Annotated in this window: 11 protein-coding genes; all 11 read right to left on the reverse strand. The window is 67.1% G+C overall.

Translation table 11 applies throughout. The features are described from left to right. Nucleotides 1-5 precede the first annotated feature (5 nt). On the reverse strand, nt 6-950 hold the full coding sequence (locus tag MYMAC_RS28000; protein ID WP_013942206.1) for an ExeA family protein: 945 nt from the start codon (nt 948-950) through the stop codon (nt 6-8). Between the two features lie 27 nt (nt 951-977). Continuing rightward, entirely contained in the window at nt 978-4,160 is a 3,183-nt protein-coding gene (gene sgmX / locus MYMAC_RS28005) for a type IV pili formation protein SgmX (RefSeq protein ID WP_095960297.1), read from the reverse strand. 188 nt (nt 4,161-4,348) lie between these two features. Further along, entirely contained in the window at nt 4,349-5,734 is a 1,386-nt protein-coding gene (gene accC, locus MYMAC_RS28010) for an acetyl-CoA carboxylase biotin carboxylase subunit (RefSeq protein WP_013942208.1), read from the reverse strand. A gap of 72 nt (nt 5,735-5,806) precedes the next feature. Further along, nucleotides 5,807-6,394 (reverse strand): acetyl-CoA carboxylase biotin carboxyl carrier protein, encoded by a 588-nt coding sequence (accB, locus tag MYMAC_RS28015; RefSeq protein WP_095960298.1) that lies wholly within the window; start codon nt 6,392-6,394, stop codon nt 5,807-5,809. A gap of 43 nt (nt 6,395-6,437) precedes the next feature. Next, the gene (efp, locus tag MYMAC_RS28020) at nt 6,438-7,016 is read right to left on the reverse strand and encodes an elongation factor P (protein ID WP_013942210.1); all 579 of its coding nucleotides are present in this window, start codon (nt 7,014-7,016) and stop codon (nt 6,438-6,440) included. Between the two features lie 136 nt (nt 7,017-7,152). Beyond that, a complete protein-coding gene (locus tag MYMAC_RS28025) occupies nt 7,153-7,515 on the reverse strand; it encodes a roadblock/LC7 domain-containing protein (RefSeq protein WP_013942211.1) in 363 nt (120 codons plus the stop codon). A 64-nt stretch (nt 7,516-7,579) separates the two neighbouring features. After that, the gene (locus MYMAC_RS28030) at nt 7,580-8,233 is read right to left on the reverse strand and encodes a hypothetical protein (RefSeq protein WP_095960299.1); all 654 of its coding nucleotides are present in this window, start codon (nt 8,231-8,233) and stop codon (nt 7,580-7,582) included. Between the two features lie 38 nt (nt 8,234-8,271). Continuing rightward, the gene (locus MYMAC_RS28035; protein WP_095960300.1) at nt 8,272-10,983 is read right to left on the reverse strand and encodes a type IV pilus secretin PilQ; all 2,712 of its coding nucleotides are present in this window, start codon (nt 10,981-10,983) and stop codon (nt 8,272-8,274) included. Nucleotides 10,984-11,039: 56 nt separating this feature from the next. Then, on the reverse strand, nt 11,040-11,603 hold the full coding sequence (locus tag MYMAC_RS28040; RefSeq protein ID WP_204816988.1) for a pilus assembly protein PilP: 564 nt from the start codon (nt 11,601-11,603) through the stop codon (nt 11,040-11,042). A gap of 43 nt (nt 11,604-11,646) precedes the next feature. Then, the gene (locus MYMAC_RS28045) at nt 11,647-12,273 is read right to left on the reverse strand and encodes a type IV pilus inner membrane component PilO (protein ID WP_095960302.1); all 627 of its coding nucleotides are present in this window, start codon (nt 12,271-12,273) and stop codon (nt 11,647-11,649) included. 14 nt (nt 12,274-12,287) lie between these two features. Beyond that, entirely contained in the window at nt 12,288-12,965 is a 678-nt protein-coding gene (locus MYMAC_RS28050) for a PilN domain-containing protein (RefSeq protein ID WP_095960303.1), read from the reverse strand. Between the last annotated feature and the right edge of the window lie 8 nt (nt 12,966-12,973).

The raw sequence follows: 12,973 nt of genomic DNA on the forward strand, positions 1-12,973 counted from the left end.
AGCCGCTACAGCTTACCCAACCCCTCGAGGTAGCGGTCGATCTCCGCGAGGTCCACCTTGCTGCCCGCCGTCCTGGGGAGCGACGAAGCGGGAGCGCCCGGCCGCTCGGCTGCCTGCCCTGCGGCCGTGTTCACCCCCAGCAGCCCCAGGTTCTTCCCGATGCGATGCACCAGCTCCGCGGACACCGTCTCTTCGCGCGCCAGGAAGGCCTCGAAGAGCGCGTTGTCACACAGGGTGTTGATGACGCGGGGCGAGCCGGACGAGTGCTGGTGCACGGCCAGCAGCGCCTCCGGGCTGAAGGGCATGCGCGGGCAGCCCGCGAGCCGGAGGCGGTGCTTGACGTAGGCCTCCGTCGACTCGGCGGTGAAGGGCTCCAGCCGGTAGCGCATGGCCACGCGCTGCGCGAGCGGCGGGTCCAGCTTCAGGTTCTTCTCAATCTCCGGCAGGCCGAAGAAGACGAAGGAGATGAGCTTGCGCTCCGGCACTTCCAGGTTGAGCAGCCCCCGGAACTCCTCCATCAGCTCGCGCGTCTCCAGCATCTGCGCCTCGTCGATGAGGACGACGGCCTTCTTGCCGGACTCGTAGATTTGCAGCAGCCGCTGGTAGAGCTGCGACAGCAGCGCCAGCTTCTCCTGCGCCGGGTTCTCCACGCCCAGCTGGAGCGCGATGCGGCGCAGCAGCCAGTTGGCGGTGATGCCGGAGTGGATGATGACGAGCAGCGCGGCCTCGTACTCGGACTCCGGAAGCGAGTCGAGCATGCGGCGGGCCAGCGTCGTCTTCCCCGCGCCAATGTCACCGACGAGGATGGACAGGCCCTTCATGTAGCTCACCGCGTGCATCAGCCGGGTGAGCGCCTGCGAGTGCTGCGCCGAGTTGTAATAGAAACGGCTGACGGGAGCGTTGGAGAAGGGCTCCTGGGTCAGCTCGAAGAAGTCCAGGTACGTAGTCATGGGCTCGCCGGACCTCGCGGGGTGCAACTACAGGTAGCCGACCTTGCGCGCCTTGGACGCGCCAGCCGCTGGTATCGGAGTGGTGGGCGCCGGGGCCCCCGCGGGTGCGGGCGGACTGCTGACGGCCTTGGCCCCATTGCCGGAGGGAGTGGGGAGCGGATCCTCCACTGGCTCGACGGAAGCCGCAAGCCGGGACACGTGTCCGGCCACGTCCCGATACTTCCCGTCCATCGCGGCCACGCGCTGGAAGTGGAAGAGCGCCCTGCCCGCGTCACCCTGGGCCTCGTAGGCCGACGCCAGCTCGAAGCCGAGCGCCTTGGCCGCCTCGCCGGTGGCGTGGGGGTTGCCCAGCCCCTCCCGGAAGGCCTCCACCGCCGCCGCGGCGTCGCCGCGCAGGAGCTGGAGCATGCCCATCATCGTGATGCAGTCCAGCTCGCGCTTGCCACCCGCGCTGCCCTGGCGGGCCACGTCGAACTCGTGGAGCGCGTCGTCGAGCAGGCCCATTTCCTTGTACGCGATGCCCAGGTCGTAGTGCGTGTCCACGTCCTCGGGCTTCACCACCTTGGCCAGGCTCTTCTTGAACTCGGAGAAGACCTCCTCCACCGAGTACTGGAAGTCCTCTTCCGCCGGCAGCGCCGTGGCCCCGGAGTCATCACCGAAGGTGTCGATTTCCCCGGCGAGCTCCGCCGCCAGGTCGAACGCGTCACGCTCGCCCGTGGTCTCCTCGGGGTCGTCGAAGCCCTCCGTGACGGGCTGCACGCTCGGGATGTGCGCCGGCTCCGCGGCCGCCTCTTCCTGCGCCTCGCCGCCTCCCGCCTCCGCCGCCTCCAGCCGCTCCATCAGCTCGGCTGCGCGCGCGTGGCCCGGGAAGGCAATCATCACCGTCTCGAGAATCTCGCGCGCCTCTTCCAACAGGCCCTGGTCGAGGAAGAACGACGCCTCGTCGCACTCCTCCGCCGCGGGCTCGTCCTCCTCGTCGGCGGCGGCCTCGACTTCCGGCGCGGGCTCGGGCTCGGCCGCGGGCTCCTCGTAGGACAGGGGCTCCTCGTAGGCGCTGGGCTCCTGCGCCTCGTCCGCGGCCAGGTCCGGCGAGGCCTCCACCACCGGCTCGTCGTCCACGGCCACGATGGCGTGCGAGGCGGTCGGCTCCTCGAACTCCGTCGGGTCCCCGAGCGCGGGCGCGCCGAAGGGGTCCTCGTCCAGGTCGGCGGCGCTCAGCGGCGCGGCGCCCACGCGCGTGGGCACGTCCTCGAGCTCCAGCGGCGGAGGCGCATCGTCCTCCAGCGAGGGCATGTCCAGCGAGTCCAGCGTGGGAACCTGGAGCGTGTCCGGCGAGGCCTCGTCGAGCAGCGCCTGCGTGGGCGCGTGCATCTGCGTGGGCTGCGGGTCGTCGTCCCCGAGCGACAGCGCCTCCATGGACGTGGCGGTGCCATCGTCCACCAGCGACTCGTCCTCGAGCGAGTACGCCGCCGCCGCCGCCAGGTCGTCATCGCTGGACGCGACGAGCGGCTCGTCGTCGGTGATGCCCAGCCCGGGCTCGTCGGTCAGGGCGAAGCGGTCGTCGTCGGTGACCAGCGTCTCGTCCACCGACGCAGCCGCCAGGTCTTCCGGCTCGGGCGAGCCATACACCTCGAACTCACCCGAGGTGATGGCCTCCCCCACCAGCGCTTCCTCGCTGATGACGGAGGCGTCGCTGTCCTCCTCGATGACCTCGTCCGAGTCGCTCGAGGGCAGCGTGGTCAGCGCCAGCTCGTCACCGGGCGGGTGCAGGAGCGCGTCTTCCGGCGGCGGCGCGACGAGGATTTCGTCGTCGCTGGAGTCCACCAGGATGGCGTCCTCGCCCACCGACTCCACCACGGACACCGTCGGCGCGGGGACCACGGGCCCCTCCGTGCGCAGCACGGACAGGAACGCGGGCACCTCGGGATGGGCGGGATTCTCCTGGAGGATGGTGGCCAGGTACGGCTGCGCGCGCTGCACGTCCGCGGAGCGCGTGCACAGGCGCAGCACGTTCAGCAGCTGCTCCGACGCCTGGGCCATGTTCCCGGAGGCGACGTAGATCTGGTACGCCTTCTCGTGCGCGTCGAGGTTCTCCGGCTCCACGGAGAAGATCTTCCGCAGGTGCTCCAGCGCTTTGTCGTGAAGCCCGTACTTCACGTAGACGTCCGTCTCCGTGAGCAGCTTGGCGAGCTGCTCGCGCCCCATCCCCGCTGGCGCGGGGGGCGCCATGGGCGCGGGCTGCGGCGCCGCCGCGGCGGGCTGGGGCACAGGACGCGGTGCGGGCTGAGGCGCCGCCGCGGGCTGGGGCGCCACGGGAGCCGGCTCGGGCGCGCGGCGCGCGACCAGGTCCGGGTCCTCGGGGTCCAGGGCCTCGATCTGCGTCCAGACCGCGTCGGCCTCTGTGAGCCGGCCGCGCTCCTGATGAATCTTCGCCAGCTCCTTGTAGACGGAGATGGTCTTCGAGGCCTGGCCCAGGCCCTGGAACGCCTGCGCCAGCAGCGTGAGCGTCTCCACGTCGCGGCCGTCGGCCTTGAAGCACACCTGCAGCTTCGCCAGCGCGCGCTTCTGGTCGCCGCGCTGCAGGTACGACGTCGCCAGCTCCTTCGACAGCGGGAGGTTGTCCGGCTCCAGCGCGGACAGGCGCTCCGCCACGCGGAGCCAGTCGTCCGCGCGGCTGTTGCGCTTGAGGTACTCGGCGGCGCGCTTGAACTCCTGCACCGCCTCGCGCGTCATGTTCTCTCGCGCGTACAGCTCCGCCAGCTTGATCTTCGACGCCACGTTCTCCGGGTCGAGATCCACCATCTTCTTCAAGGTATCGAGCGACGACTTCGTGTCGCCCGCCTTGTCGTAGTGGTTGGCGACAATCTGGAAGTACGCCATCGCCTCGGACATCAGCCCGAGCTGCTGGTGGAGCTCCGCCAGCTTGAGGTTCACCTCCAGCAGGTTCGGGTTGAGCTTGAGGACCTGCTTGTAGAGCGCGACGGCCTTGAGGAAGAAGCCATCCGACGAGTAGCTCTCCGCGACCTTGGTGAAGAAGTGGGCGGCCTGCGGATTGTCGTTCTTCTTCTGGTACAGCTCCCCCATCTTCTGGAGGACCCGGATGTCCTTCGGGTCGACCTCCAGGACCTTCTGGTACTCCTTGATGGCTTTGTCGTAGGCGCCCTTCGCGACGAGCTTCGCGGCGGCTTCGATGATCTTGTTCTTGTCCATCGAGCGGTGGGCTTCCAGCAGGCCGAAACCCCTTGAACTTCGCGGGTTTCCATCCTCAGCAAGGGGGAGTATCGGAGGCTAACGGAAAGCTCCGACGCGGGTCAAGAAACGGCCCGGCTCCCCCGGGGCCGGATCACCTGCTCGCGTGGCGGCCCGACGAGCGGGAGTCCACACCAGGTGTATGGGTGCTACGGCGTCTCCTCGACGGCCTTCTTCAGGCGCCGGGAGCCAGTCTCACTCGCGAGCAACCGCTCCACGAAGCGGGTGTCGTAATTGCCCTCCTGGAAGGACTCCTCCGCGAGTGCGGCCCGGTGGAAGGGGATGTTCGTCCGGATGCCTTCCACGACGTATTCGCCCAGGGCGCGCTGCATGCGGCGGATGGCCGTGGCCCGGTCCTCCGCGTGCACGATGAGCTTCGACAGGAGGCTGTCGTAGTACGGCAGCACCGTGTAGTTCTCGTAGGCGCCCGAGTCCACGCGCACCCCGTAGCCGCCCGGCACGCTGTAGCCGGTAATCTTCCCGGGCCAGGGGGCGAACGTAATTGGGTCCTCGGCGTTCACCCGGCACTCGATGGCGTGGCCACGAATCTGGATGTCCTCCTGCTTGAAGCGCAGGGGCTCTCCATAGGCCAGGCGAATCTGCTCGCTCACCAGGTCCACGCCCGTGACGAGCTCCGTCACCGGGTGCTCCACCTGGATGCGCGTGTTCATCTCCATGAAGTAGAACTCGCCGCGCTCGTCGAGCAGGTACTCGATGGTGCCCACGTTGTTGTACGCGAGCTTGCGCATGGCGTTGACGGACACCTCGCCCATGCGCTTGCGCAGCTCCGGCGTCAGCGCGGGAGACGGGCTCTCCTCAATGAGCTTCTGGTGCCGGCGCTGCACCGAGCACTCGCGCTCGTTGAGGTGCACGATGTTGCCGTGCTCGTCCGCCACGATCTGGATTTCGATGTGGCGCGGCTTCTCCACGTAGCGCTCGATGTAGAGGTCGCCGTTGGAGAACGACGCCACGGCCTCCGCCTGCGCGGTGGAGAAGGCCTGCGCCAGCGCGCCGGGCTCGCGGACGATCTTCATCCCCTTGCCGCCGCCGCCAGCGGCCGCCTTGAGGATGACGGGGAAGCCAATCTCCCGGGCGAAGGCCTCCGCCTCGCGCGGGTTGCTCACGGTGCCGGGGCTGCCGGGCAGCAGCGGGAGCCCGGCCTCGCGGGCGGCCTGGCGGGCGCGCACCTTGTTGCCCATCAGCCGGAGCATCTCCGGCCGTGGGCCAATGAAGCGAATCTTGCAGTTCTCGCAGACCTCCGCGAACTCGGCGTTCTCCGACAGGAAGCCGTAGCCCGGGTGGATGGCGTCCGCGCGGGTGATCTCGGCGGCGGACAGCAGCTGCGGGACGTTGAGATAGCTCTCCTTGGACGCCGGCGGGCCGATGCACACCGCCTCGTCTGCGAAGCGGACATGGAGCGCGTTGGCGTCCGCCGTGGAGTGCACCGCGACCGTGGCGATGCCCAACTCCCGGCAGGCGCGGATGACCCGCAGGGCAATCTCCCCGCGGTTGGCGATCAGCACCTTCTTGAACACGTGGGTGTCTCCGTCAGGGCCGTCTCGAGGAGCGGCCGCCCGTGGGACACGGGCGGCGCGCCGGCCTCTTCATCAGGCCACTTCGATGCGGAACAGCGCCTGCCCGAACTCCACCGGGCGGCCGTTCTCCACGAGGATCTCCGCCACGCGGCCAGAGACCTCGGACTCGATCTCGTTCATCAGCTTCATCGCCTCGATGATGCAGAGCACCTGGCCCTTCTTCACCACGGTGCCCACGTCCACGAAGGGAGGCTGGTCCGGCGCAGGGGTCCGGTAGAACGTCCCCACGAAGGGGCTCGTCACCTGGTGGCCCGGCTTCTCCACCGGCTTCTCTGCGGCGGGCGCCGGGGCCGCGGGAGCCGGAGCGGCGACGCGCGGAGCGGCTGGGGCGGCGTACTCCACCGCGGCGCCCGCGGCGACCGGAGGCGGCGCCGCGTGGTGGACGATGGTCGTCTCGGGGCCCTGGCCGCGGCGGATGAAGAGCTTCTCCTCGCCGCGCTTCCAGACCAGCCTCGTGACGTCCGAGGACTCGAGGATTTCGACGATCTGCCGAAGGGCATCCACGTCCAGGGACGTGCCCCCCGTGTCAGCGGACCCGCTGGTGGCGGCCACCGTCCGCGCGGGCGCCTGGGCCCGGGTCGACTTGCGCTTCGTTGCCATAACTCGCGTCCCCTTCCCTCCGGCGTCGCTGCCGAGCTGCGAACTAGCCCCTGGTGGCCACGCGCGTCAGATACTTGCCGTCGCGCGTGTCGATCTTCAACACGTCGCCCTCTTCGATGAAGAGCGGGACGTTGACCGAGTAGCCGGTCTCCAGGACGGCGGGCTTCAGCGCGCCGGAGACGGTGTCACCGCGGATGCCCGGGTCACACTGGGTGACCTTGAGGTCCACGGAGTTCGGCAGCGTCACGCCAATGGCCTTGCCATTGTAGAAGAGGACGCTGACGTTGATGTTCTCCTTCAGGAAGTTCTTCGCCTCTCCGAGCACCTTCTCACCGAGGAAGGTCTGCTCGTAGTTGCGGGTGTCCATGAAGTAGAACTCCTCGCCCTGGACATAGAGGTACTGCATGTCCTTCTCCTCGATGTCGGGCTTGCCCACCTTCTCACCTGACTTCAGGGTGGGCTGGAGCACGCGGCCAGAGAGGAGGCTGCGAATCGTGGTGCGCACGAACGCGGAACCCTTGCCGGGCTTGACGTGCTGGAAGTCGACGATTTCGTACGGCTCACCGTCGATTTCGATCTTCAGACCCTTGCGGAACTCGGACGTATCGATGACACCGGCCATGGGGACCGACTCCTTACAGACTCGCAGCAGCGAAAGCTTGAAAAGTCCGGGGTGTCTAGCCCATGCGCCCCTTCGATGGGAAGGGGAAAGCGGCGGCGGGAGCGTCGGCTGGATGACTGCTCGCCAGGGCGCTCGACTAGAGCTCGGCGCGCACCTTGGGTGCGGTGACGCGCAGCACGTACCGACCCTTGCCGTAGTTGCCATCCGCGTGCAGGGCGAGCACCAGGAAGTAGTCCGGTGACACCAACCGCATCACGGTCAGCACCTTCTCACTGTTGACGCTGACCTCGCTCACGGCGCCCGTCTTCAGGGTCTCCGCGGCGTTGCGCAACTGCGTGAGGAGGTTGGCGTACTCCACCCACGCGCCGTTGAGGTCCAGCTCGGCGCTCTCGTCCTTCTGGAAGGTGTCGACGGAGATGCCATCGAAGCCCATCACGCTGCACGCGAGGGCTCCATCCACCTGGTTGACCACCGACTCGAGGTGCGTGCGGAAGGACATGGGGTGACGCTCTTAGAAAGGCAGCCGGGGCCCCGTCAAGGGCCCCGGCTGGCTTGGGAATCAATCAGGTCGGGATTTCTTCGCAGGTGGGCGGGTAGCCATCCTGGCCGCCCGGACCGCCGCACGGCCCGTTGAACTCGAGCATGTAGCCGTCCTGACAACTGAAGTTCGAGTTATAGACCGTCACGGGGTAGGCAATCTCATTCGACTCCACATCCGAGCCGGTCACGGTCTTCCCAATCAGGCGAATTCGAACGGTGTATGAAGCAGTGCTCCCGGGCCCAATCTGCGTCAGCAGGGTCCGGGTCGCGCTCGCACCGAGCAGGTCGATGATCAGCAGGCTGTTGGACGTGGCGCTCGAAGGAATGGCGAAGTGAGTGGGATAGACTTCACTCTCCAACGAGGGCCCCTCGCCCTGGGTCTCATAAACCAGCTCGATGTGAGTGACATAGACCGCCGTGGCGTCACCCTCGCCCGTGATGGGGCTGTCGTTGACCTCCACTTCCGACAAAGTGAAGCCACTTCGCACGGCAAGGCCCGCCAGATAACGCTGGGAGGTCGAGAGGTCCAGGTTGCCTCCACCAGAGGCAGCACCTGACAGGTTCACCGCGCACGACTCATCCGGGATGTAGGCGTTGAAGACTTGAAGCGTTGGGGGATTGTCGACGCAGGCGGACATGGCCAACGCCAGCGGCACCGCGAGATAGAAGTTCTTCATGTGCGAACGTTCTCCTGCACGAGGACGGCGACGGACCCCTACAGGGTCTGCGCGATGGTCTGCCGGTTGAGGATGCGCGGCGTGATGAAAATCAGGAGTTCCTGCCGCAAGTCACTCTCGGTGTTGTTCTTGAACAGGAAGCCCAGCACCGGAATCCGCGACAGGAACGGCACCGCGTTGGTCTGGGTGGCACCGCGACGCACGTAGATGCCGCCGATCACCGTGGTGTCGCCATCCTTCACGAGCACCTGGGTGTTGGCCTCCTTGCGCTGAATGGACGGCTGACCGTTGGCACCCGTGCTGGAGGGGTCGGGCTGGTTGTTGGCCGCGTTGATGGTCATCAACACACTCCCGTCCTGGGTGATGTGCGGCGTCACCTCAAGCGACAGACGCGCTTCCACGAACGTTGTATTCACACCCTGTGCGGACGTCTGGCTGAAGGGAATCGACACGCCCTGGCTGATGCGCGCGGTGTTGTTGTCGAGCGTAGTCACCTTGGGCGCGGAGATGGTCTTGACCGTACCCTCGTTCTCGGCCGCAGACAGGCGCAGGTTGAGCTGCAACGCACCTCCCGCGGACCCGAAGGTGAAGCCCATGGCGCCACCGACACCTTGACCGGTTCCGACAGGCAGGTTCACGGCGAAGTTCGGGTTGTCAGGAAGACCGGCCGCACTTCCAACCACACCACCCGTCACAGCCAGGTTGTTCGGGAAGATAAGCCCCGTCGAGTTTCCGGTGGCCTGCCCCGCGCGCGCCTGCCCACCCCACTGGACACCCAGGGAACGGCTGAACGTGGTGTTCGCTTCAACGATTCGGCTCTCGATCAGCACCTGAGGAGTCTGCGTGTCCAGGTTCCGAACCAGCGAACGGGCCCGCTCGGTGTTGGAGCGCACGTCCTTGACGATGAGGACGTTGGTCCGCTGATCCACCGTCACGGAGCCGCGCTCGCTCAGCACGTCCTTCACGCGTGCCGCCATCTCCGTGGCCACGGCGTAGTTCACCGGGATGAGGTTGACCATCAGGTCCTCCTGCTGCTTGAGCGACCGTTGACGCTCCAGCCGCAGACGGGTCTCCTCCTCCAGCGTCTTCAGCGGCGCGATCCGGATGATGTTGCCGAACTCCTCCTTGCCCAGCGCCTTCGTGCGCAGCACGAGGTCCAGCGCCTGGTCCCAGGGCACGTTCCGCAGCCGGATGGTCACGCGGCCGCTCACGTCGTCCGCCACCACGATGTTCTTCTTGGAGATCTCCGCGATGACGCGAAGCAGGTTCTGGATGTCGATGTCCTTGAACTCGAAGGACACGCGCTTGCCGCGGTAGCGGGCCTGCTGCGGCGCGCCCTCGGCGGCGTAGGCGGGAGCTTCCGTGGTGAAGCCGGCGGTCCGCTGGGCGACGGCGACCTCCTCCGTCTTCACGCCCTTGACGTCCAGGCGCCACGTCAGCGAGCTGCCGCTCTGGGACACCTTCTCCTCGATGGCGCCGTCAGCGGCCACCACCAGGCGCACCTTGCTGCCCTCACCGGGCACGCTGAAGGCGCTGATCATCTTCACTGGCGTCTCCAGTGCGCTGGTGTCGAGGCTCCGCTCCAGCTTCTTCGGCAGACGCGCGCTGTCCAGCGTCAGCACCGCGCTTCGGGGATCCGGCCGGTCGACCTTCCAGGCCGCCGTCCCGGACAGCTTCATCACGATGCGGCCACCGGCGCCGTTCTCCTCGAAGCGCAGGTCCTTCACCTCCACCACCTTGGAGGCCTCGGCCTTCATGGGGGCCTGGCGAAGCGGCTCGACCTCTGTCACGGACGCCACAGCCTCGGGCGCAGGCGCGGCCTTCCGGGCCACGGCACCACCGAGCACGACCTCCAGCCCACGGCTGGCACGGTCCACGCGGTAGGCGGGCATCTTCCCGCGCACGTCGAGCACCAACCGCACCTTGTCGGCGTGCTCGCCCACGCGCACGTCGCGCAGGGCGCCAGCGCTCACCCGCGGCGCCCGGGTCGCCATGCCGACACCGAAGAGGTCGACAGCCAGCCGAGGAGGGTCCGCGAGCTCCAGCACCTCATACCGGGCGATGTCGCCGTCGGTCTGGATGCGAAGTGTGTCGTTCTTGAAGGACATCGCGGTGATGCGCTGGGCGGGGTTCGCCACCTCGCGCTCGTCCGCCTCGGCGGCCACCACGTTCTCGGGCAGCGCGGCCTTGGCGGGCGCGACCTCGGCCTTCTTGGGCCCTGCGGAGCGCGCGGCGACCATGACGGGCTCGCTCGGCTTCGCCTCGACCGGAACAGGAGCGGCGCTCGGCTTGGACGGAGCCGCCGCGCGTGGCGCTTCCACAGAGGAAGCCGCTTGCGACGCCGCGCCGTCCACCGAAATCACCACCCGGTTGCCATCCGCGCGGACGTCGTACTGAGACGCCTTGTCGAGCGCCAGCAGCACCCGGCCCACGCTCGCGCGCTCGTCCGAGAACTGCGATGCAACGACGCCGGAGACCGGACCGGAGCCGTCATGGTGTCCCTTGATGCCCGTCGCATCCGCGGACGAGAGGTCCACCACCAGGCGCTCCGGCCCGCTCAGGCGGAACACGGTAAAAGTAGGTGGCCGGGTGCCGGTCACCACCACCTGGGCGCCCGAGCCCGTGCGGGACACATCCAGTCCCCGCAACGTGTTGAGCTCGGCGCCCTGCACCCTGGCGCCCACCAGAACGACGGCCCACACGGCCGCCAACATCCACTTGCCCCTCGTCACAGCGCTCTCCTCGAGCATGCGTCCCCTCAACAAGTTGGAAGCGGGCCACCGCCCGCGGGAGCGCCTTGGGGGCGCTACTCCCCGAAGTTCCTGCCCGTCATCATGTTGTAGGCGGGATCCTGCTTTGCATCAGGCTTCAACTGCAGCATCACGGGATTCTTGATGATCTCGCCGTTGCCCGAAAACACCTCCGTCACCGTCACGGAGTCACGGAGAATCTGGGTGACCTTGCCACCCTGCCGCCCCATCCGCGTGTTGCGACGCACGATGTGGCCTCGGCCAGCCGGATCTTCCACCATGGCCATCGGGCTGGAATCGCCGGTCACGACAGCAACCAGCTTGAGCTGGTCCAGATCGAAGGCGCAAAGCGGCTCATGACACGAAGCGACCGGGTTCGCGTTCACCGGCCCCAGATCCTCGATGGGGCTACGGAAAGGATCGCGCTTACCCACCGGGTTGTAAGTGTAGGTCACAGCCGGCACCTGCTGAACCGGCGCTTCGACGGGAGCCGCCGTCACCGGTGCGGCGGCTGCCGCTTTGGGCTTTGCGGCCTTCGGCGGTGCGCTCGGCGCGTCGTCACAAGCGCCTAGCGCCAGGGCGAGCATCGCGGTGGTCATGGTGGCCTTGAACGTCTTCATCCTCAATCCCCTTGTCGCCCTACTTCTTGAGCGGATCAAGTTTCTATTTCTTCGCCTTCGCGTTCGTGGTCTTCGCGCCCGCGGCAGCGGAGCTCTTCTGCTCGACGAACCGGAACGTCGTCGCCAGGAAGCTGCTCTCCAGGACGACCTTCTCGTTCTTGAGCTTCGCCGCGCCGAGCTTGATGTTGTTGACGTTGACGATGCGGCGCATGTTCGACATCTCCTGAAGGAAGAGGGCAATCTCGTGGTAGTTGCCGCTCACCGTCATCTTGATGGGGATGCGCGCGAAGAACTCTCCTCCGCCAACCGACTCCTTGTCTGGCGTGACACTGGAGATCTCCAGGCCGCTCTTCTTTCCGATGTCGTTGATCTGCGCGAGCAACTCCTCGATGTCCCGTTGCTCGGGCAGCTCGGTCAACGCCTCGGAGAGCTTCTGCTCCAGGACGTCCATCTCCCGCCGACGCTCATTCAGGTTCTGGGCGATCTCGCTCTTGTCCGCCAGTTCCATGTCCAGCTTCCGCCGCTGGGCAATCTGCGACTTGATGGCGTCTTCCGTCGGCTGGATGAAGAGGAAGAAGTTGCCGATCGTGAGGGCAATCACCGCGGCAGCGAGCCCCCCGAACTTGATGGCCGGTGGCGCCTTGACGAATTGATCCAGGTACTTGTCCATGGCGAGCGGCCTTCTCAGATGGCGTAGTTGGACTTCAGCGAAATCTTGAAATCGACCAGCGGAGGGCCCCCCGCCGGGGTCGCTTGTGTCTGCTTCGCGCTCTTCAGGTCGATGTTCGTGAAGAACGGCGTGACCTGCCCATCAGGGAACTCCTCGATGGTGGCCTCCGCGGTGAGCAACTCCACGCGCGCTGTCTTGGCGTCGCGACGGCGGTCCACCAACCGCCCCATGCCCTTTGGCGTCCACACCACGCTGTTGAGTCCCCGCATGAACTCCGCGACCTCATCGTGGCTCACCGCCGAGCCATCAATGGCCACGGAGTTGCTGGCCTCGGCGAAGGTCGAAATCCACACCTTCTTGGGCGTCGCGGACGCAAGCGCGTCCATCATGCGAACGGGACCGTTACGCCCCTTGCGCAGCGAGTCCAGCACGGCCAGCTTCTTCTCGACCTCGGCCTTGCGGGTGTTGATGTTCTTCACCTCGCCGATGATCTTCTCCAACTCGGCGATCTTGGCCTTGGCCGTCGCGACGCCCTGACGGTGGGTCTTCAGCTCGGTGTCGCGGTTGTCGTACCAGCCATAGTTGGCCAAGGCCGCGCCAATCAGGACCACGGCGAAGAGGACCAGCACCTGCCGGCCCATCTCGCGCTTCTTCACCGCCCGGACGGGCAGCAGGTTGATGCGAATCATCATGTGCGTCG

This window comes from Corallococcus macrosporus DSM 14697 (genome assembly GCF_002305895.1).
Classification (GTDB): Bacteria; Myxococcota; Myxococcia; order Myxococcales; family Myxococcaceae; genus Myxococcus; species Myxococcus macrosporus.

Bases quoted from the DNA above. Each gene is read 5' to 3' on its own strand.
- MYMAC_RS28000 (WP_013942206.1), bottom strand. From the start codon at position 950: ATGACTACGTACCTGGACTTCTTCGAGCTGACCCAGGAGCCCTTCTCC.
- sgmX (WP_095960297.1), bottom strand. From the start codon at position 4,160: ATGGACAAGAACAAGATCATCGAAGCCGCCGCGAAGCTCGTCGCGAAG.
- accB (WP_095960298.1), bottom strand. From the start codon at position 6,394: ATGGCAACGAAGCGCAAGTCGACCCGGGCCCAGGCGCCCGCGCGGACG.
- efp (WP_013942210.1), bottom strand. From the start codon at position 7,016: ATGGCCGGTGTCATCGATACGTCCGAGTTCCGCAAGGGTCTGAAGATC.
- MYMAC_RS28025 (WP_013942211.1), bottom strand. From the start codon at position 7,515: ATGTCCTTCCGCACGCACCTCGAGTCGGTGGTCAACCAGGTGGATGGA.
- MYMAC_RS28030 (WP_095960299.1), bottom strand. From the start codon at position 8,233: ATGAAGAACTTCTATCTCGCGGTGCCGCTGGCGTTGGCCATGTCCGCC.
- MYMAC_RS28035 (WP_095960300.1), bottom strand. From the start codon at position 10,983: ATGCTCGAGGAGAGCGCTGTGACGAGGGGCAAGTGGATGTTGGCGGCC.
- MYMAC_RS28040 (WP_204816988.1), bottom strand. From the start codon at position 11,603: ATGAAGACGTTCAAGGCCACCATGACCACCGCGATGCTCGCCCTGGCG.
- MYMAC_RS28045 (WP_095960302.1), bottom strand. From the start codon at position 12,273: ATGGACAAGTACCTGGATCAATTCGTCAAGGCGCCACCGGCCATCAAG.
- MYMAC_RS28050 (WP_095960303.1), bottom strand. From the start codon at position 12,965: ATGATGATTCGCATCAACCTGCTGCCCGTCCGGGCGGTGAAGAAGCGC.